The organism is Micromonospora sp. DT43 (assembly GCF_049841645.1).
Taxonomy (GTDB): Bacteria; Actinomycetota; Actinomycetes; order Mycobacteriales; family Micromonosporaceae; genus Micromonospora.
Window position 1 is genome coordinate 172,225 of the sequence record NZ_JBNCKR010000004.1, and the last position, 19,524, is coordinate 191,748.

Annotated in this window: 17 protein-coding genes; 10 read left to right on the forward strand and 7 right to left on the reverse strand. The window is 72.3% G+C overall.

What is annotated here, in order from left to right; all coding sequences use genetic code 11:
* Nucleotides 1–128 precede the first annotated feature (128 nt).
* Nucleotides 129–1,295, reverse strand: coding sequence for a homogentisate 1,2-dioxygenase (locus tag ACLQ26_RS12320; protein WP_425744530.1), 1,167 nt, complete (start codon nucleotides 1,293–1,295; stop codon nucleotides 129–131).
* A gap of 94 nt (nucleotides 1,296–1,389) precedes the next feature.
* Here ACLQ26_RS12320 and ACLQ26_RS12325 point away from each other — a divergent pair, with 94 nt between their 5' ends.
* The 6 genes from ACLQ26_RS12325 (at nucleotide 1,390) to ACLQ26_RS12350 (ending at nucleotide 6,276) form a co-directional block, all read left to right on the forward strand.
* Nucleotides 1,390–2,259, forward strand: coding sequence for a hypothetical protein (locus ACLQ26_RS12325; protein WP_425744531.1), 870 nt, complete (start codon nucleotides 1,390–1,392; stop codon nucleotides 2,257–2,259).
* Complete coding sequence (fahA, locus tag ACLQ26_RS12330) at nucleotides 2,256–3,452, forward strand: fumarylacetoacetase (protein WP_425744532.1); 1,197 nt, start codon at nucleotides 2,256–2,258, stop codon at nucleotides 3,450–3,452. Before ACLQ26_RS12325 ends, fahA begins: the two co-directional genes overlap by 4 nt.
* Nucleotides 3,453–3,650: 198 nt before the next feature.
* Nucleotides 3,651–3,860, forward strand: coding sequence for a DUF397 domain-containing protein (locus ACLQ26_RS12335; RefSeq protein WP_425744533.1), 210 nt, complete (start codon nucleotides 3,651–3,653; stop codon nucleotides 3,858–3,860).
* A 140-nt stretch (nucleotides 3,861–4,000) separates the two neighbouring features.
* A complete protein-coding gene (locus tag ACLQ26_RS12340) occupies nucleotides 4,001–4,483 on the forward strand; it encodes an SRPBCC family protein (RefSeq protein ID WP_425744534.1) in 483 nt (160 codons plus the stop codon).
* An 85-nt stretch (nucleotides 4,484–4,568) separates the two neighbouring features.
* Nucleotides 4,569–5,825 carry a PQQ-binding-like beta-propeller repeat protein gene (locus ACLQ26_RS12345; protein WP_425744535.1) on the forward strand — a complete coding sequence of 419 codons (1,257 nt, stop codon included), beginning with the start codon at nucleotides 4,569–4,571 and terminating at the stop codon, nucleotides 5,823–5,825.
* 91 nt (nucleotides 5,826–5,916) lie between these two features.
* Nucleotides 5,917–6,276, forward strand: coding sequence for an LPXTG cell wall anchor domain-containing protein (locus tag ACLQ26_RS12350; RefSeq protein ID WP_425744536.1), 360 nt, complete (start codon nucleotides 5,917–5,919; stop codon nucleotides 6,274–6,276).
* Between the two features lie 188 nt (nucleotides 6,277–6,464).
* Here the strand turns inward: ACLQ26_RS12350 and ACLQ26_RS12355 are convergent, their stop codons facing one another.
* From ACLQ26_RS12355 to hppD, 6 genes are all read right to left on the reverse strand, one after another.
* Complete coding sequence (locus ACLQ26_RS12355) at nucleotides 6,465–7,388, reverse strand: hypothetical protein (protein WP_425744537.1); 924 nt, start codon at nucleotides 7,386–7,388, stop codon at nucleotides 6,465–6,467.
* Nucleotides 7,389–7,515: 127 nt separating this feature from the next.
* The gene (locus ACLQ26_RS12360; protein ID WP_425744538.1) at nucleotides 7,516–8,082 is read right to left on the reverse strand and encodes a hypothetical protein; all 567 of its coding nucleotides are present in this window, start codon (nucleotides 8,080–8,082) and stop codon (nucleotides 7,516–7,518) included.
* A gap of 134 nt (nucleotides 8,083–8,216) precedes the next feature.
* Nucleotides 8,217–9,320 (reverse strand): histidinol-phosphate transaminase, encoded by a 1,104-nt coding sequence (gene hisC / locus ACLQ26_RS12365; protein WP_425744539.1) that lies wholly within the window; start codon nucleotides 9,318–9,320, stop codon nucleotides 8,217–8,219.
* Entirely contained in the window at nucleotides 9,317–10,327 is a 1,011-nt protein-coding gene (locus ACLQ26_RS12370; RefSeq protein ID WP_425744540.1) for an RDD family protein, read from the reverse strand. Before ACLQ26_RS12370 ends, hisC begins: the two co-directional genes overlap by 4 nt.
* Nucleotides 10,328–10,364: 37 nt before the next feature.
* Nucleotides 10,365–11,111 carry an RDD family protein gene (locus ACLQ26_RS12375; RefSeq protein WP_425744541.1) on the reverse strand — a complete coding sequence of 249 codons (747 nt, stop codon included), beginning with the start codon at nucleotides 11,109–11,111 and terminating at the stop codon, nucleotides 10,365–10,367.
* A gap of 11 nt (nucleotides 11,112–11,122) precedes the next feature.
* Complete coding sequence (gene hppD, locus ACLQ26_RS12380) at nucleotides 11,123–12,328, reverse strand: 4-hydroxyphenylpyruvate dioxygenase (RefSeq protein WP_425744542.1); 1,206 nt, start codon at nucleotides 12,326–12,328, stop codon at nucleotides 11,123–11,125.
* A 131-nt stretch (nucleotides 12,329–12,459) separates the two neighbouring features.
* Between hppD and ACLQ26_RS12385 the strand changes: the two genes are divergently transcribed.
* The 4 genes from ACLQ26_RS12385 to ACLQ26_RS12400 all read left to right on the forward strand — a co-directional run bounded on the left by ACLQ26_RS12385 (nucleotide 12,460) and on the right by ACLQ26_RS12400 (nucleotide 19,509).
* Nucleotides 12,460–12,966, forward strand: a complete 507-nt coding sequence (locus tag ACLQ26_RS12385; protein WP_425744543.1) for an Lrp/AsnC family transcriptional regulator — start codon at nucleotides 12,460–12,462, stop codon at nucleotides 12,964–12,966.
* Nucleotides 12,967–13,015: 49 nt separating this feature from the next.
* Nucleotides 13,016–14,491: a PQQ-binding-like beta-propeller repeat protein gene (locus tag ACLQ26_RS12390; RefSeq protein WP_425744544.1), complete on the forward strand. Its 1,476-nt coding sequence runs from the start codon at nucleotides 13,016–13,018 to the stop codon at nucleotides 14,489–14,491.
* A 105-nt stretch (nucleotides 14,492–14,596) separates the two neighbouring features.
* On the forward strand, nucleotides 14,597–16,264 hold the full coding sequence (locus tag ACLQ26_RS12395; RefSeq protein ID WP_425744545.1) for a fumarate hydratase: 1,668 nt from the start codon (nucleotides 14,597–14,599) through the stop codon (nucleotides 16,262–16,264).
* Between the two features lie 263 nt (nucleotides 16,265–16,527).
* Complete coding sequence (locus ACLQ26_RS12400; protein ID WP_425744546.1) at nucleotides 16,528–19,509, forward strand: BTAD domain-containing putative transcriptional regulator; 2,982 nt, start codon at nucleotides 16,528–16,530, stop codon at nucleotides 19,507–19,509.
* Nucleotides 19,510–19,524 lie beyond the last annotated feature (15 nt).

Genomic DNA, 19,524 nt, shown 5'->3' on the forward strand with positions numbered 1-19,524 from the left:
CCCAACAGCTCAACAAGCGTCTGTCAGCTCGCCCACGTCAGGGTTTTCGCCGGAGCCCGACCCGCGCAGGGATCAAGCCTGACCGCCCGGAGCGGGTCGGGCTCCGGCGAAAACCCCCCACAGAGCGACTAGACAGAACGCGCCCAAGTCCAGGCGTACCCCTCGTCCTCGCAGGCGCGCGCCGCGTCGCACAGGTCGAGGGGACGGAAGGTGTCCACCATGACTGCCAGCTCGTCGAAGTAGTCCACGCCGATGGAACGTTCGGCGGCACCCGGCTGCGGCCCATGGGTGAAACCGGACGGGTGCAGCGAGATCGAGCCCTGCTCGATGCCGGAGCCGCGCCGGGCCTCGTAGTTGCCGCCGGTGTAGAAGAGCATCTCGTCGGAGTCCACGTTGTGGTGGTTGTACGGAACCGGGATCGACTGCGGGTGGTAGTCGACCTTGCGGGGCACGAACGAGCAGATGACGAAGTTGGGGCCCTGGAAGGTCTGGTGCACGGGCGGGGGCTGGTGGATGCGGCCGGTGATCGGCTCGAAGTCGTGGATGGAGAACGCCCACGGGTAGAGGTGCCCGTCCCAGCCGACCACGTCGAACGGGTGGTTCGCGTACACGTAGCGGGTCCAACCACGACGGTGGCGGACCAGCACCTCGACCTCCTCGCCGTCGACGAGCAGCGGCGCGTCCGGGCCGCGGACGTCGCGCTCGCAGTACGGCGAGTGCTCCAGGAACTGGCCCCGGACGGAGAGGTAGCGCTTGGGTGGGCCGATGTGCCCGGCGGCCTCGACGGTGAGCAGCCGGACGGGCTGGTCGCCGGTGGGCACCAGCCGGTGGATGGTCGAGGTGGGGATGACGACGTAGTCGCCCGCGACCGCGTCCAGCGCCCCGAACGGCGACTCGACCCGCAGGGTGCCCGCCTCGACGTAGAGGCAGTGGTCGCCGGTGGCGTCGCGGAACAGCGGCGAGGGCCGGTCGGCGAGCACGTACCCGATGCGGACGTCGTCGTTGGCGAGCAGGTACTGCCGGCCGAGGATCGGGTCGGCACCGCCCGCGTCGAGTTTGTGGGTGCGCAGGTGACGCGGCTTGAGTGGCAGGTTCGGCGTACGGGTGAACGTGGACGGGGTGAACTCGTCGGCGGCCAGGATCGCGGTGGGCGCGTGCCGGTGGTAGAGCAGGGACGAGTCGGAGGAGAAGCCCTCCTGACCCATCAGCTCCTCGGCGTAGAGGCTGCCGTCGGGCTGGCGGAACTGGGTGTGGCGCTTGCGCGGCACCTCGCCGACGCTGCGGTAGTACGGCATCTCGCCTCCCGATATATCCCGTTCACCGGCCGAGAGCGTCCGATAATCGGACGCTGTTGTCCGTTCCTCGTAGCGTCCCGTACATTCTTGTTCCGTGTCAACGCAGGTGCCCGCGCTCCTCGACGGCCTGGTGGACGACGCCGCCGTCTTCCCACCGGGCAGCGCCGCGCTGCCCGACGCCCTGGCCGCTCACCGCCGGCACCGCACCTCCTGGTACGCCGACCTGGTGGGCCCGCTGCTCCTGCCCGCCTCGACCGTGGCGGCCGGCGCGCTGAACGGTCTCGTCGACCCGGCCGAGCGCATGGTGGTCGGGCTCATCGGGGACACCGGGATCGGTCGGCTGCCCCTCGCGCTCTCGAACCTGGCGGCCAACGGCGTGACCGCGCGTCAGGTCGAGGTGGCCGTCGCCAAGCGCGGCGAGGACCCGCTGCCCGGCATCGCCGAGCTGCTGCGGCTGACCGACGACATGCCGGGTGTCGACGCCGTCTACGCCGAGCTGCCCCTGACCTTCGGGCTGCTGGGTGCCCTGGACGCGCTCGCCGCCGCCCGCGCCGACGGCGTGCCGATCGCCGCCAAGTTCCGCACCGGCGGGCTGGCCGCCGAGCTGTTCCCCACCCCCGCCGAACTCGCCGCCGTCCTTTGCGCCTGCCGGGACCGCGACCTGCCGTTCAAGCTCACCGCCGGGCTGCACCAGGCCGTACGCCACCTCGACCCGGAGACCGGGTTCACCCACCACGGCTACGCCAACGTGCTGGCCGCGACGCTCGCCGCCGCCGACGGGGACAGCGTGCGGGTGGTCGCCGAGCTGCTGACCGCGCTCGACCCGCGCCCGCTGCTCGAACGCGCCAACGAACGGCTGGACGCGCCGCGCCCACTCTGGGTCGGCTTCGGCTCGTGCAGCATCCTGGAACCACTTACCGATCTGATCCGGCTGGGGCTGGTGAACGGGGGGCACGACGCATGACCTGGGTGAGCGGCGTTGACGGTTCGCCGTACGGGGTGACGAACCTGCCGTACGGGGTGTTCTCCTCGGGCGGGGGCCAGCCACGGATCGGCGTACGGATCGGGTCGTGGGTGTTCGACCTGGCCGGTGCGGAGACCGCCGAGCTGGTGCTCGCCGCCGGCGCGCTGTGCCGACCCACCCTCAACGACTTCATGGCGCTGGGCCGCCCACAGTGGACGGCGGTGCGCCAGCGGATCGTCGAGCTGTTGACCGACGCGACGCACCGCCCGGCGGTGGAGCCGCTGCTGGTGCCCCTGGCCGACGTGGAGTTGCTGCTCCCGTTCGAGGTGGCCGACTACGTCGACTTCTACTCCTCCGAGCACCACGCGTCGAACGTCGGGCAGATCTTCCGCCCCGGTCAGCCGCCGCTGCTGCCCAACTGGAAGCACCTGCCGATCGGCTACCACGGCCGGGCCGGCACCGTCGTCGTCTCCGGTACGCCGGTGACCCGGCCCACCGGCCAGCGGGCGTCCGCCGAGGGCCCGGTCACCGGCCCGTCGGTACGCCTCGACATCGAGGCCGAGGTCGGGTTCGTGGTCGGTGTGCCCAGCGAACTGGGCGCCCGGGTGTCCGTCGACGACTTCGCCGACCACGTCTTCGGAGTGGTGCTTGTCAACGACTGGTCGGCCCGCGACATCCAGGCGTGGGAGTACCAGCCGCTCGGCCCGTTCCTCGGCAAGTCCTTCGCCACCTCGGTCTCGGCCTGGGTGACGCCGCTGGACGCGCTGGCCGACGCCTTCGTGCCGGCCCCGGACCAGTACCCGCCGGTCGTCGACTACCTGCGCGACGTGCCGCACCTGGGGCTCGACCTGCGGCTGGCGGTCGAATGGAACGGCGAGCGGGTGAGCGAACCGCCGTTCGCCGGCATGTACTGGACCCCGGCCCAGCAGTTGGCGCACCTCACAGTCAACGGCGCGTCCCTGCGCACCGGCGACCTGTACGCCTCGGGCACCGTCTCCGGCCCGGACCGTTCCCAGGTCGGCTCGTTCCTGGAGCTGACGTGGGGCGGGGCCGAGCCCGCGAAGGTCGGCACCGAGAGCCGTACCTTCCTCGCCGACGGCGACACCGTCACCATCACCGCCACCGCGCCCGGCCCGGACGGCACCACAATCGCCCTCGGCGAGGTCACCGGAACGATCCGCCCGGCCCGCTGAGCCGGCCGGCCGGGAACGCGCACGCCTGAGTTTCTGCCCATCTCATCGATGAGGCTCGTTTCTCGCACCGTCTGTGCGATCACCAAGCCTGGTTACCCCGTTGGTCATCCGGACCACGTCGCCCCGCCATCGGTACGGCCGGATCTCGCCCGGCTGCGGGTGGTGGGGGGCATCCCGACGCACACGGAGGTAACGACGATGCACGATCTCACCGGAGCGCTCTGGCGCACCAGCAGTCGCTCGAACGACCAGGGACTCTGCGTGGAGGTGGCGGACAATCTGGTCGATGTCCTCGGTCTGGTCGCCCTCCGCGACTCCAAGGACCAGGCAGGCCCCACGCTGGCCGTCAGCCCGCCGGGATGGACGGCTTTCCTCGGCGCGATCAGGGGCGGCCGCTTCGAACGCTGACCGGCGCGCTGGGTACCGGCCCACGGCCGGCGCCGGGCGATCGTCGGAACGGACAACGGGGCCTCCGGGTGGTGGAAATTCCGCCCGGGGGCCTCGTCCGGCGCTCACCGCGCGTACCGTCGACGACACGGGAGGGTGGCATGTCGACGGTGGCGGTTACCGGTTTCATCGAGGCGAGCGCTGTCGATGTCTGGTGTCTGCTGACCGACCTGCCCGGCCGGGCCACCCGGCTGACCGCGGCCGGCCCGGTCGAGGTGTTGACCCCGGGCCCGTTCGGGCCGGGCACCGCCTGGCGTGAGGAGCGCGTCCAACCGGGCGGCGGCACCCTCACCGAGGAGTTCCTGGTGGTGGAGGCGCTCGCGCCGCAGCGGCTGGTGCTCTGTTCCTCCGGTGCGGGTGCGGACTACCGGATCACCTGGAACCTGCGGCCGGTGCGGCGTCGAGGCCGGGCTCGCACGGCGGTCACAGTCGCCCAGGAGGCCGTGCCGACCGATCCGTACGGCCGGGTGGTGGCCCTGCTGCTCGGTGGCCTCGCCGCGCGGGCGGTGGAGGTGGCGCTCCGGCGTGATCTCGCCGACCTGGCCGTCGCGGCAGGCATCCTCGGCTCGGTCGAGGCGGCCTGACCCTCCCACCGGCGCATCCCAGCCCGTACGACCTGACCGGGATCCGGCCGGTTGCGCTGGGTAGGGTGCCGGGCGGAGGTGCGGCATGGGGTTCCCGAGGGGCCGGCGACGGCTCGTGCTGGCGGTGGCGGTGCTGCTCGCCGTGGCGGCCGTCGCGGTCATCGTCCACCGGGTGCTCGCGCCGGCCGAGGTGAGCACACCGGCGCACGGCGCATATCCGGCCGCGCCCCGACCCGCCGCCGGTGTGGTCGGTCGGCTGCCGGTCGCCCCGTTGATCGTGGACGGAAGGCTGCGGGTGTACGCCGCCCACCGCCAGGTCTACGCCGACCGACCGGTCGACGGGCGGCACCGGACGACGCCCTACTGGTCGTACCGGCGCTGGCCGGCGGAGCTGACCGGTGTGGTGGCGAGCGGCGGCACCGTGATCAGCCGCTGGTCCGACGGCCGCCTCGTCGCGCTCGACGCGTCCACCGGGCGGGTGCGGTGGCGGGCCGACGGCCCGGTGCCCGCCGGGAGCACGGCGGTGAGCCGGCGGACCGGGGCCGCCACGGTCTGGGACGCGCGCGGGCTCCTCCTCACCGACCTCCCGGACGGCCGGACGGTGCTGACGGTCACCGGGGACACGCAGGCCCGCGGGGTCGAGGTGGCCGGCGGCCGGGAACTGTGGCGAGCCGATCTGCCCGGCGGCTGCCGCAGCGACCTCGGCACCACGGCGACCGGGCAGGTCATCGGCCTCGACGCCTGCGCCGGGCCGGCCACGATCGAGTTCCGGGATGCCGCGACCGGTGTGGTGCGTGAGCGTTGGCGACCGCCGGGCGGCAAGGATCAGCTGGTGGTCACACCGCTCGGTTGTCGTACCGGCCGGTCGGGCTGCCTGGGCCTGCGGACGGCCGGCCCGGGGGACGCCGGTGGCCGCGGCTGGCTGCTGGGCGATGGCGGACCGGTGGCCGCGCCCGCGCTGGATCCGGCGGGGGCAACCCTGGCCGGTGACCAGGCCGTCGCCGTCGTCGACGGTGTGGCGGTGGGCCGGTCGGCGCGAACGGGCGCCGAACTGTGGCGTTTCGCCGGCCTGGGACCGGCGCGGGTGCTCGCGGTGCAGCCCGGCCGGGCGCATCTGCTGACCGAGGCCAACGAACTGGTGACACTCGACCCGGTGACCGGTGCGTTGCTCTCCCGCTACACGCTCAACGTGGGCTCGGACGGCACGGGCTGGGCGCCCGGGGCGGTCTCCGCCGAGTACGGCTACGTCGCGGTGGAACGGCTGCGCGAGCCGGTCGACCCGAACGGCGATGATCAGCGCTACTACCTGACCGCCGAAACGGTGATCCTGGCCGCCACCTGATCGGGGCACCGGACCATGAAACTTTCACCCATATCTGACCAGAAAAGGTACTTTTCTCACGGTTCAGGTTTCCGGTGAGAGGGGTCGGCGCATGGGCAACAGGGCAGCCAGATGGTGGGTCGGCGGCGTGCTCGCCGCCACCGCGAGCCTCGTGATCACGGTGCCGTCGGCGCTCGTGTCGGACGAGACGGCGGCGAGCGCGTTCGCCGCCGTGCGGGTCGCACCGTCGGACGACACGGGTGTCACCTTCGAGGTGGTGCCGGCCTCGCCGACCGTCACCCCGCCCACGCCCACGCCGACGCCGACCCGGCACCCGCACACCCCGACGCCCAGCCACGGTGGAGAGTTGCCGGTCACCGGCTCGGGCGGGTCGGTGCTGCTCCTCGTCGCGCTGGGCCTGACGCTGCTGGCCGTCGGTTGGCTGGCCGCACGCCGACGCCGCCCCAGCTGACGCGCGCCGCCGTGCCGACCGGTGCTGACGCGTCGCTGTGCCGGCCGGTGCTGGCGTGCCGCCGTGCCGACCGATGCTGGCGCGCCGCTGTGCCGGCCGGTGCTGGCCGGTGCTGGTCCGTCAACCCGTGCGGGCACACGCTGCCGCGCCGGTCGCCGATGGCTTCGGCGGGCCGGCGTCGGCGGGTGTCAGCGTCCGGCCGGGACCCGCTCGCGGGGCGCAGCGGCAGGGGAGCGGCGGGACCGGCGGGACCGACGCAGGAGCACCGCGAGACCGGTGGCCAGCAGCAGTGCCGCGACTGTCGCCCCCAGTGTCCAGGGAGACACCATGCGGGAGACGACGCTGCCCTTGCGACCGGCCTGGCCCGGGTCGGGGAACCGGATCTGTGCGGTCAGGCTCCGCTTCACCAGCCCGCTCTCCAGGCTCACCTCGGCTTTCCAGGGCCCGTTCGGCAACTCCGCGGGAAGTCGGGCGACGACCTGCCCGGCGCCACCCGGCGGCAGGGTGACGCCCTCCCCGACCGGGAACGGGCCGGCCCGGCTGCCGGCCGGCCCGTCGCTCAGGGTTATCGCGCCGGTCAGGTCGATGGCACGGCCGCCGGTGTTGCTGACCTGGACGGTCAGCGACGGCACGCCCTCGGGGCTGCGAGCCGGCCGCAGGTCGCCGATCGCGAAGTCGGAGGCCGGTTCGCCGCCGGGACCGATGTCGAGATACATCCGGACGCCGACCCGGTGGATCTGCTTGACCTCGCCGTTCGCCCGGGGTTTCGAGGAGGTGGACGCCCAGAGCACCCCGTACCGCTCGCCCCGGGAGGCGGCCGGCGGCACGGTGATGGTGGCCCGGACACGGGCTTCGCCCCACGGGTCCAGCTCGACGGCACTGCGATCGAGCGTGATCCAGGACGTCAGCTCGTTGGCTGCGCGGCCCTCACCGAACGTGAAAGCCGAACTCTCCAGGGTCGCCGCCGCTGGGTACACGTCGACGTGGCGGGGCTCGCCCGTCCGGTTGACGATCAGCAGTTGCCGCTTGATGGTGGTGCCCGGCGGTAGGTGATCGACGACGTAGCGCAGCGCCCGCGGGTCGTCGCGACGGTCGGTCGGGGCCTCCAGCAACCGGATCCCGATGCTGCCCTCGTCCGACTCCGCGTCCGGCTCGGCCGCGCCGGCCCGGGTCGACAGACCCGGACCGGCGAGGCAGAACAGGGCGAGCGCGACAGCGATGGTCGACCGCCCCCGGCGGTCACGCCACCGAATGTGTCACCGTGCCGGTGTAGACGCCCGCGATGCTGTCCAGCGGGACGTGGACCACCAGGGTGGGGTTCCAGTTGGCGGTGTTGCCGCCGGTGCCGCCGCTGTGGGTGAACGCCGTGAGCGGGGTGACGCTCGACAGGGGTGCCGCGTCGCCGGCGGTGGCCTGCCCCGGCGTGAAGGTGCCGTCACCTGTCGTCGGGGGTACGGCGCCCGCCGCCGGGCCGGACCAGTAGTCGATCTCTTCCGGCAGGACCGTCTCGGGCGGGGAGCCGCCGCCGGTCTGGAAGACCGTCGCCGTCACCGAGGCGACCCAGGAGGCGTCGGCGGCGCCGCGGGAGTCGGTGACGGTCACCACGCCGAGCTGGCCGGTGATGGTGCCACCGGGTGCGCCGGTGCCCAGGTCCGCAGTGGTCGGCGCGACGATGTCGAGCGTGCCGACGAGCACCTCGAAGGTGGTGGTAGTGGTGTCGAAGGGCGCTGCGGCGGCCGGCGCGGCGAGGAAGCCGACCATCGCGGCGGCGGCCGCTCCGGCGAGACAGATCTTGGCAGTACGCACTGTTCGTTACCCCGTTTTCTCGAAGTGAGCCGGTGTGGGTCCTCGCCACACCGACTACATCGGAAGATAGGGTAAATACCGCTTGAAACCAGACAAACCGGTCTTATGTCACCGGTTGGTCACACTGCATCCGCTCAGGTCAGCGCCGCCTCCGCGGCGGCCAGGAACGCGTCGTTCTCGGCCGGGGTGCCGATGGTGACCCGCACGCCGTCTCCGGCGAACGGCCGGACGATCACCCCGCGCGCCTCGCACGCCTTCCCGAACGCCACGGCCCGGTCGCCCAGCGGCAGCCAGACGAAGTTGGCCTGGCTGGTCGGCACGTCGGGCACGAACTTGCGCAGCGCCTCGGTGACCCGGTCCCGCTCGGCGACGACAAGCGCGCAGCGGCGCTCCATCTCGCCGGCCTGGGCCAGCGCCGCGAGCGCGCCCGCCTGGGCGGCCGTACTCGTGGAGAACGGCGTCACCACCTTGCGGATGGCAGCCGCCACCACCGGCTGCGCCACCAGCCAGCCGATCCGCAGCCCGGCGAGACCCCACGCCTTGGACAGGGTGCGCAGCACCGCCACGTTCGGCCGGTTCAGGTAGTCGAGACCGTCGGGCACCTCGGTGTCGGTGACGAACTCCCGGTACGCCTCGTCGATGACCACCAGCACGTCGTCCGGTACCGCGTCGAGGAACCGGTCCAGCTCGGCCCGGCGTACGGCCGTGCCGGTGGGGTTGTTCGGGTTGCAGACCAGGATCATCCGGGTCCGGTCGGTCACCGCCGCCGCCATGGCCGCCAGGTCGTGCTCGTGCCCGGCGCCGTTGGGCACCCGCACGCTCGTCGCGCCGCTGGTCGCCGCGATGATGGGGTACGCCTCGAACGACCGCCACGAGTAGAGCACCTCGTCACCGGGCAGGCAGGTGGCCCGGACGAGGTGCTCGGCGAGCGCCACCGACCCGCAGCCGGTGGCGATCCGGTCGGCGTCCACGCCGTAGCGCTGCGCCAACGCGTCGCGCAGCGCGACCACGCCCATGTCCGGGTAACGGTGCGAGGCCATGACCGCCTCGGTGACCGCCTCCACCACGCCCGGCAGCGGCCCGTACGGCACCTCGTTGCTGGCCAGCTTGATGGCCTCCGGCAGGCCCAGCTCGCGCGCCAGGTCGGCGGGGCTGCGCCCCGGCACGTAGCTGGGCAGCGCGTCCAGGTCGGCGCGGGTCAGTCGCAGCGCGGGCTCGTGACGTCCGGAGTCGGTCATGGGGTGTCTCCCGAGGGCTGGGGGTGATCGTCTGGGGCGGGGGAAGCGGCGGTATCGGGGACCTCGACGACCACCGTCTGCGCGCGCTTGTCGTGCAGCGCCCGGCGCAGCGGGTGGTCGAAGAGCGGGGACAGGGAGTCGACAAGTTGCAGCAGCAGGCCGAGCCCGGCGCAGTACCAGAGCAGGGTGGGCAGGCCCAGTGTCGTCCACCGGGTCAGCGCCCGACCGAAGCCCAACGGCTGGTCGGCGACGATCGGAACCGCGCGGATCCGCATCACCCGCTTGCCGATGGTCTGCCCGTTGGCCGCCATGGCGGGCACCTCGTACGCCAGCCACAGCGCGGTGGCGATCACCACGATCACCACCTGGAGGAGCCCGGTCTGCTCGCTGATGGGCGGCATTCCCTCGGTGGAGGTGTTGCCCTCCAGGCCGCGCCGGAACGCCTCCCGCCAGTACGGCATCAGCTCGTCCAGCCACCGCCAGACGAACCAGCCGTTGACCAGCACATTCAGCGCGAACACGAGACCGAAGTCGATCAGCCGGGCGACGAGTCGGCGGCCGTAACCGGCCAACCTGAGCCCGTGCGGCCGAGGCTCGGGCGGTCGGCCGAGCCAGCCGGGGGGACCGCCGGGCGGGGCCCAGCCGGGCGGCACGCCCTGCGGCGTCCAACCGGGGGGACCGGCCTGCGGCGTCCAGCCGGGCGGCACGCCTTGCGGCGTCCAGCCGGGCGGACCGGCCTGCGGGCCCCAACCCGGAGTGGCCTGCGGGCCGTGCCCCGGTTGCGGGGCCGGCCCGGAGTGCGGGGGCCAGCCCGGCGGGGTGCTCACCGGGTGGGCAGCGGCGGGTGCGGCCGGGGTGACCGGTACGGGCGGCGGCTCGGCCGGCGGCGGCCCGTCCGGCGGGGTGGCGTCGACGGGGATGGGCGCGCCGAGCCAACCCTCGCCGTCCCAGTACCGCCGGGTCTCGGGGTCGGCGGGGTCGACGTACCAGCCGGGCTGCACACTCACGCCGACGCTCCGCTTCCGTGCCTGCTGGTTCGCTCGCTCACGAGGCCACCTTAACGACGATCGTTTCGGCCGCCTTGTCGTGGAGGCACTGCTGCCAGGGCTTGTCCCAGAGCTGCCACAGCCCGTCGGCGTAACTCAGGCCCGGAACGAGCGAGGATGCCAGGTACTGCACCAGCCACCGCCGGCCGGCCATCCGTCTGTCGAGCGTGCGGGTCGGGTCGAGGGGCACCACGCGGAGCTTCATGATCTTCTTGCCGAGCGTCTGGCCGTCACGCTTGAGGTACTCCACGTGGTAGAGCCAGTAGAGCCCGAGCAGCACGACCAGCAGCGCCGCCTCGGCCAGCAGCATCGGCAGGAAGAAGGTGGTGAAGAAGGTGGCCGGGTCGGGTTCCACGAGGGTCCCGTCCGGGTTGGTCCGGGACATCACGCTGAACATCCGCCACCACAGGACCAGGAAGACGGGCGTGAACAGCACCAGCGAGACGGCGGTCGCCAGCGCCGTGTCGATGAGCCAGGCCAACAGCCGGTCGGTGAAGCTGGCGAGCGGCTGCCCACCCGGGCTCATCGTCGGCGGCGGGGCCATCGGCCGGGGCGGGCCCGGATGCCACGGTGGCCCGGCGTACCCGGGTGGGGCGTACTGCGGCGGGACGGGGTACCCGGGCGGAGCGTGGTGCGGCGGCACGGCGTACCCCTGGGGGTGTGGGCCGGGGGGCGGCGCGAGGCCGCCGGCGGCGGGCGGAGGCCCACCGACCGGCGGCGTCGGGTACGGCGGAGGCTGCGTCACGCTCGACAGTGTTACAGGTTGCCGCGGGCTTCCTGCTCCCGCTCGATGGCCTGGAAGAGGGCCTTGAAGTTGCCCTTGCCGAAGCCCAGCGAGCCGTGCCGCTCGATCAGCTCGAAGAAGACGGTCGGGCGGTCCTGCACCGGCTTGGTGAAGATCTGCAGCAGGTAGCCGTCCTCGTCCCGGTCGACGAGGATCTTGCGGGCCTTGAGCTGCTCGATCGGCACCCGCACGTTGCCGATGCGGGCGCGCAGCTCCGGGTCCTCGTAGTACGAGTCCGGGGTGTCCAGGAACTCCACGCCTGCGGCGCGCATCGCGTCGACGCTTGCCACGATGTCGTTGGTGGCGACGGCGATGTGCTGGGCGCCCGGGCCCTGGTAGAACTCCAGGTACTCGTCGATCTGCGACTTCTTGCGGGCGACGGCCGGCTCGTTGAGCGGGAACTTCACCTTCCGGGTGCCGTTCGCGACGACCTTGCTCATCAGCGCCGAGTAGTCGGTGGCGATGTCGTCGCCGACGAACTCCGCCATGTTGGAGAAGCCCATCACCCGCTTGTAGAACTCGACCCACTCGTCCATCCGACCGAGCTCCACGTTGCCGACCACGTGGTCGACGGCCTGGAAGAAGCGTTTCGGCTGGATGCCGGCGTCGATCATCGGCTGCCGGTCCACGATCGGGCCGCGGGCCACGAAGCCGGGCAGGAACGGGCCGCGGTAGCGGGACCTGTCGACCAGGGTGTGCCGGGTGTCGCCGTACGCGGCGATGGCGGCCATCCGGACGGTGCCGTTCTCGTCGCTCACCTCGTGGGGCTCGACGACGCCTGTGGCGCCCTGGGCGACGGCGTGGGCGTACGCGGCGTCGACGTCCGGCACCTCGAGCGCGATGTCGCTGATCCCGTCGCTGTGCTTCGCCACGTGCTCGGCGCCGTCGGCGTCCGGGCGGACCGCGCCAGTCAGCACGAACCGGGCCAAGCCGCTGGTCAGCACGTACTGGGCGTGGTCCCGGTAGCCCTGCTCCGGGCCCCGGTACGCCACGCAGGTCATGCCGAAGGCGGTGGAGTAGTAGTGGGCGGCCTGCTTGGCGTTGCCGACCAGGAAGTGCACGTGGTCGAGCCCACGGACGGGGAACGGGTCGTGGCTGATGTCGTGGTCGACAGCGCCGACGAGCCGGTCGACGTCGACGTCCTCGGTCGACTGGGGTCGGTCGATCGCCTGGGTCATGGTGGTCTCCCTCGCGTACCGGCCGGCCTCGTGGGCCGGGTTCCTGACCGAAGGATCGCGGGGCAGGCGTCGAGTGGGCAACTGTCGACGTAAATGCTGGTCAGGTTGTGCATTCGGTATGGTGTGAACCCGTGAATGGTGAGCAGGCTGTACAGCTCGACGCGCTCGACGTGCGCTTGATCGATCTGCTCGCCGAGGAGCCCCGGATCGGGGTGCTGGAATGCTCCCGGCGGCTCGGGGTAGCCCGGGGCACCGTGCAGGCCCGGCTGGACAAGCTCGTCGACAGGGGCGTCATCGGTGGCTTCGGTCCGGAGATCTCGCCGGCCGCGATCGGGTTCGGCGTGACCAGCTTCGTCACCCTGGAGATCAGTCAGCGGCACGGCCACGACCCGGTCACCGCCCACCTCGCGGCGATCCCCGAGGTGCTGGAGGCGCACACCATCACCGGCTCCAGCGACCTGCTCTGCCGGATCGTGGCCCGCTCCAACACCGACCTGCAACGGGTCATCGACCAGATCGTCTCGTCAGCAGGCATCACCCGCGCGTCGACGATCATCGCGCTGGCGGAGCAGATTCCCTACCGCACGCTCCCGCTCGTCCGCAGCGCCGTCCGGGCAGAGGGACGAACACCCACGTAACACCTCCGAGCCCAGAAAGCGCGGCGACACGGCGGCGCGGGGCGTACGGATGATCCGTGAACGTGGCTACGGTGTGCGGGTGGCGAAGGGGAGCGTGCGCGGTGGGCTGCTGCTCGGCCTCGCCGTGGTCGTCGCGCTCGCCGCCACAGGCGTGTGGAATCCGTTCCCCGGCCTGTGGGAGTGGGTGGACCGCAGCGAACCCATCTCCGAGCCGGACGTGGTCTGGCAGCAGCGGGTCGGCGGCACCCCGCGCAGCGTGACAATCGCCGGCGACGCCGTGGTGGTCGAGCAGCGCACCCGGGTGGAGGCCCGCAGCCTGGCCACCGGCACCCAGCTCTGGGAACGCAAGGCGGACTGGTCGGCGGTCGCGGGCGGCGACCGCGACGCGGTCGTCGCCGTGGGCAAGCTCCTCGTCAAGGGGTACGAGCTGCTCGACCCGACCACCGGTGCGACCCGTCGGCGCGACGACGACGCCGTGGCCGTGTGGACGTACCGCAATCTGCTGCTGGACGCCCGCTGCACGGACGCCACCGACTGCACCCTGAGCGCGTGGGACCCGCGCGGCACCACGCCACTGTGGACGGCCTTCCTACCCGGCGTGCACAGCGGCCTGCTCGCCGACAACCCGGGCCTGCGCGGCACCCGCCGACTCACCTCCACCCGCATCGACGACGGGTTGGCCGGCCCCGAGCCGGTGCCCCCGCTGCTCGGCTTCCCGGTCGACGGTCGGGTGCACGTCGTCGACACCGCCACCGGCCGGGTGCTGCAGAACGTCGAGCCGGGTCGGGACGAGCGGCTCTCCGTGGTGGGCGGTCGGATGCTGCGGATCGCCGCCCGCTCCCAGGACGGCACCTGCTACTTCGCCATCTCGGCGCGGGACCCGGCGACCGGGCAGGAGGCGTGGCAGCGGGCCGGGGTCAACCTGCGTACCGCCGACACCGCCGGCTGCGTCCAGCGCGAGGACCCGCAGGGAGCGCGCAACGTGCTGATCGGGGTCGGCCCGGACGGCCGCGAGGCGGTCATCGACGGGTACGACGGGCGGCTGCTCTGGGTCGGCGAGGCCAGCACCAAGCTCGTCGCTGTCGACGACCGCTACGCGGTGTTCCGCTCCGCGGACAAGCGCTCGGTGGTGTCGCGTGAACTCGGCGCGGACCGGGTGCGGTGGACCCGCCCCGCCAGTGCCAAGGCCGGTGCCGCGCTCACCCCGTACGCGGCGGTGCTCGCCGACGAGAAGCCGTCCCGGTTGGTGGCCGTGGAACCGCGTACCGGCCGGGAGCTGGCCGTGCTGCGGACCTCCGCGAACGCCCTCGCGGTCGGGTCGCAAGGCATGATCATCGGCGAGGGCCGGGAGATCGGGTACGTCCGCTGGGGCGCCACCGGAGGCACCCCCGTCCCGCCGCCCGGCGACGGTGGCAACCCCGGCCCCGGCGGCACCGGCCCCGGATCGGGCAACGACGACGGCGACGACGGCTGCGGGCCGAAGAACGAACTCTGCCCCGATCCCGACGGCGGCAAGGACGGCTGAGCGGGCGGCCACCGGAGCGCTGCGGGGCGGGCGGATGAGAGCGGCGTCCCAGACCCAGCCCGGCGGGTGGGAATGATCGACCGGTCTGCCCTAGGCTTGCCGCTCATGAGCAGTGCCGCCGCATTCTCGTACGCTCCCCTGCTGCCGACCGGTCCCGACCAGACGGACTATCGCCTGGTCACCGACGAGGGCGTGGACGTCGTACACGGCCCGGGGGGCCGCCGTTTCCTCACCGTGGAGCCGGCCGCGCTCACCGCGCTGACCGCCGAGGCGATGCACGACATCGCGCACTTCCTGCGCCCGGCGCACCTGGCCCAGCTCCGGGCGATCATCGACGATCCGGCCGCGTCGCCGAACGACCGGTTCGTCGCGCTGGACCTGCTGCGCAACGCCAACATCGCCGCCGGCGGGGTGCTGCCGATGTGCCAGGACACCGGCACCGCGATCGTGATGGGCAAGCGCGGCCGGCACGTGCTTACCGACGGCGGCGACGCCGAGGCCATCTCCCGGGGCGTCTACCAGGCGTACACCAAGCTCAACCTGCGCTACTCCCAGCTCGCCCCGCTGACCATGTGGGACGAGCGGAACACCGGCAGCAACCTGCCGGCCCAGGTGGAGCTGTACGCCGAGGACCCGGACGGGCACCCGGACGCGTACAAGTTCCTGTTCATGGCCAAGGGGGGCGGCTCGGCCAACAAGTCGTACCTCTACCAGGAGACGAAGGCACTGCTCAACCCGACGCGGATGATGCAGTTCCTGGAGGAGAAGCTGCGGCTGATCGGCACGGCCGCCTGCCCGCCGTACCACCTGGCCATCGTCATCGGCGGCACCTCCGCCGAGTACGCGCTGAAGACCGCGAAGTACGCCAGCGCCAAGTACCTCGACGCGCTGCCCACCTCCGGGTCGATGAGCGCGCACGGCTTCCGGGACCTGGAGCTGGAGGCGGAGGTGCTGGAGCTGACCCGCAACTTCGGCATCGGCGCGCAGTTCGGCGGCAGGTACTTCTGCCACGACGTGCGGGTGGTCCGGCTGCCCCGGCACGGCGCCTCGTGCCCGGTGGCGATCGCCGTCTCCTGCTCGGCCGACCGGCAGGCCGTCGCCAAGATCACCCCGTCGGGCGTCTGGCTGGAGCGACTGGAGACCGACCCCGCGCGGTTCCTGCCCGACGTCACCGACGACGCGCTCGACGCCGAGATGGTCGTCCGGGTCGATCTGAACCGGCCGATGGACGAGATCCGCGCCGAGCTGTCCAAGTACCCGGTGAAGACCCGACTGTCGCTGTCCGGCCCGCTGGTGGTGGCCCGCGACATCGCCCACGCCAAGATCGCCGAGCGGTTGGACGCGGGCGAGCCGATGCCGCAGTACCTGCGCGACCACGCCGTCTACTACGCCGGCCCGGCGAAGACCCCCGAGGGGTACGCGTCCGGCTCGTTCGGCCCTACCACCGCCGGCCGGATGGACGCGTACGTGGAGAAGTTCCAGGCCGCCGGTGGTTCGCAGGTGATGCTGGCCAAGGGCAACCGGTCGGGTCAGGTGACCCGCTCCTGCCAGCAGCACGGCGGCTTCTACCTCGGCTCGATCGGCGGCCCCGCCGCCCGCCTCGCCCAGGACTGCATCAAGCACGTCGAGGTGCTCGAATATCCGGAGCTGGGCATGGAGGCGGTCTGGAAGATCGAGGTGGAGGATTTCCCCGCCTTCATCGTCGTCGACGACAAGGGCAACGACTTCTTCGCCGAGGTCACCAAGCCGGTGCTCACCGTCGGCCGCCGCTGACCGGCCGTTACGCACGCCAAGGGGCGCCAGGCTTTCGCCTGGCGCCCCTTGCGTCGGTAATACCTCCACCGACATCGGTACGCCCGCCCCCGCTGGGGATGGGACGGTCGCACCGCCCCCGTCGGATGTCGTCACCGGCAACCTGGAACAAGTCTGCGATGGGCCACACTCGATCCACTCTCAGATCACTATCACCGCAATGCCGCAATCCGTGACGGCCGGGCTACGCTGCTGGACGTTGTGGCATCAACACGGGGGAGCAGATGCGGTTCGGGATCCTGGGGCCTCTGCGCGTCGGCGGTGGCGAGTCCACCGTCACCGCCGGTCGCGACCGGATCGTGCTCGCCATGCTGCTGCTGCGCTCCGGCCGGCTGGTGCCAGTCGACGAGCTGGTGGACGCGGTGTGGGAGGAACAGCCGCCCGCCACCGCCCGGGCACAGTTGCAGACCTGTGTGTCACGGTTGCGCCGCCGATTCTCCGAGCTGGGGCTCGCCCCTGACATCATCGTCACCGACCCGGCCGGGTACGGCGTCCGCATCCCCCCGAACGACCTGGACGCCGAGGTCTTCGCCCGTACGGTGGAGACGGCCCGCGCCGCCTTCACGGCCGGCCGACTGGCCGAGGCGGGTGAGCGATTCCGCGCTGCCCTGGCACTGTGGCGGGGACCCGCGCTCGGTGGTATCCCGAGCCACAGCGTCCGCCGGCGGGCACAGACGCTCGACGAGCAGCGCCTCAGCGCTCTGGAGGAGTGCGTCGACGTCGAGCTGCGCCTCGGTCGGGCCGCGGAGCTGATCGAGGAGCTGACCGAGAGCGTCGACCAGCATCCGCTGCGGGAGCGTCTGCGCGGCCAACTGATGCTGGCGTTGTCCTCGGTCGGTCGGCAGGCCGACGCGCTCGCCGTCTACCGCGAGGGCCGGCGGATACATGCCGACGAACTGGGCATCGAACCAGGCGCCGAGTTGCAGGCGCTGCACCAGCGCGTACTCGCCGGCGACCTGGCCCTGGCCGGCCGGGAGCCGCGGCCGATCGCGCCGGTCCGCTCCCTGCCCCGGGCGATCGGCGACTTCACCGGTCGGCAGAACACGGTGGCCCGACTGGTCAAGGAGATCGAGGAGGACGGCACCCGGATCCAGGTCATCGACGGCATGGCCGGCAGCGGCAAGACGACGCTCGCGGTGCACGTCGCCACCGCTCTTGCCGACCGCTACCCGGATGCCCAGCTCTTCATCGACCTGCACGGGCACAGTGAGCGCCGGCCCCTGGCGCCGACCACGGCCGTGGCGACCCTGCTGCGCCAGCTGGGCGTACCGGCCGAGCGGATACCGGAGGACACGGACGACCGGCTGGCGCTCTGGCGCACCGAGCTGGCCGGCCGGCGTGCCCTGCTGGTGCTGGACAACGCGGCCACCGCCGATCAGGTGACACCGCTGCTACCCAACGGCTCGCACTGTCTGGTGTTGATCACCAGTCGTCGCCGACTGGTCGGGCTCGACGAGGGCCGCCCTTCGTCGCTGCCCGTGCTGGACGCCGACGAGGCAATCGAGCTGCTTGGACGGGTGGCTGGCGCGGAGCGGATCGCCGCCGAACCGGAGGCGGCAGCCGAGGTGGCGCGGCGCTGTGGTCACCTGCCGCTCGCGATCCGGTTGGCTGGCGCCCGTCTGGCGCACCGGCCCCGCTGGCGGGTCGCCGACCTCGCCGAGCGGCTGCTCGCCGGGGCGGGCGCGTTGGCCGAGCTGACCGCCGGTCAGCGCTCGGTGGGGCAGGCGTTCGCGCTGTCGTACGCGCAGGTCTCCCCGCAGGCGCAGCGGCTGTTTCCGCTCCTCGGCCTGCACCCCGGCGGACGGCTGGACAGTCGGGTGGCCGCCGCCTTCGCGGAACTGCCCCTGGCCGACACCCAGGACGTGCTGGACGAGCTGGTCGACGCGCATCTGGTGGAGGAGGCGCAGCCCGGCCGGTACCGGTTGCACGATCTGCTGCGCGAGTACGCTCAGCTGCTGCTCGCCGCCCCGAAGCGTCAGGCTGAGCGTCAAGCCGCGCTCGAGCGGCTGCTCGATTACCACCTCTCCGTCACGTTGGCGATCGCCCGGACGACCGAGGCGGCGGGCAGCCGCCGCAACCTCCCCGCGCATACACCCGGCCGGCCCGACCTACTGGCCGTCCCGGTCGCTGAGGGGCGGGCGTGGTTCGAGGACAACCACGCCGGGCTCACCGCTCTGGTCCGGGTCGCCGAGGAGGAGGGCTTCCCGACTCAGTGCTGGCAGCTGGCCCGGGCCTGTTGGCGGCTCAACTTCGACGGTGGGCACCTCGACGAGCTGGTCGAGACCCACACGATCGGTCACCGAGCGGCCGAACGGCTGGGCGACGAGGCGGCGGTGGCCGCAATGCTCAACTACCTCGCCTCGGCGTACTTCCGGCTGGCCCGCTTCCCGGAGGCGATCAGGGCGATGGAGGTGGCACTCGACCTGCGCCGCCGGCACGGGCTGCGTGGCGACGTGCTCAGCACGCTGTGGAATCTGGGTCTCTCGTACTCCGCGAACGGCGACTATCGCCAGGGCAAGGCGAAGTTCGACGAGGCACTCGACATGATCAATGGTCAGGGTGACGGTGACGAACTGACAAACCTGCTGAACAACCTGTGTTGTGGGCTGATCGGGTGGGGCCGGTACACCGAGGCGCTGCCCATCGCCCGGCAGCACCTCATACTTGCTCGACAGGCCGGGGACATGGCGCAGATCGCACACGCGTTCGGGCACCTCGGCATGATTCGTCACCGGCTCGGCGATCTGGGCCCGGCTCGTCGAATTCTGCGGCTTGCGCTGTACCTGAGGCGCAAGGCGCGCCATCGATTCGGCGAGGGTGAGGTGCTCAACGAGATCGGCGTGATGGAGCGCAACGCCGGCAAGCCGGAACGTGCCGCCGCCCTGCACCGGGACGCCCTGATGGCGATGATGGACGCCGGCGACCGGATCGGTCAGTGCGCTTCCCGTAACCTGCTGGCCCTGGCCGTGGCGGAGCAGGGAGACGCCGCCAGCGCGCTCGACCTGTATCGCCGGGTGCTCGTCGACGCCGGCCGGCTGGGTGGGCGCTACGAGCAGGCGGTGGCGCTTCAGGGCATCGCCCGCTGTGTACGAAAGACCGACCCCGCCTCCGCCCGGCTGCACCTGACCCGGGCGTTGTCTCTACTCCGGCAGCTCGACGTTCCGGACCGGCACGAGGTGGAGCGGCTGCTCGCCGAGTTGGGCTGACGGATCATCTGCGAG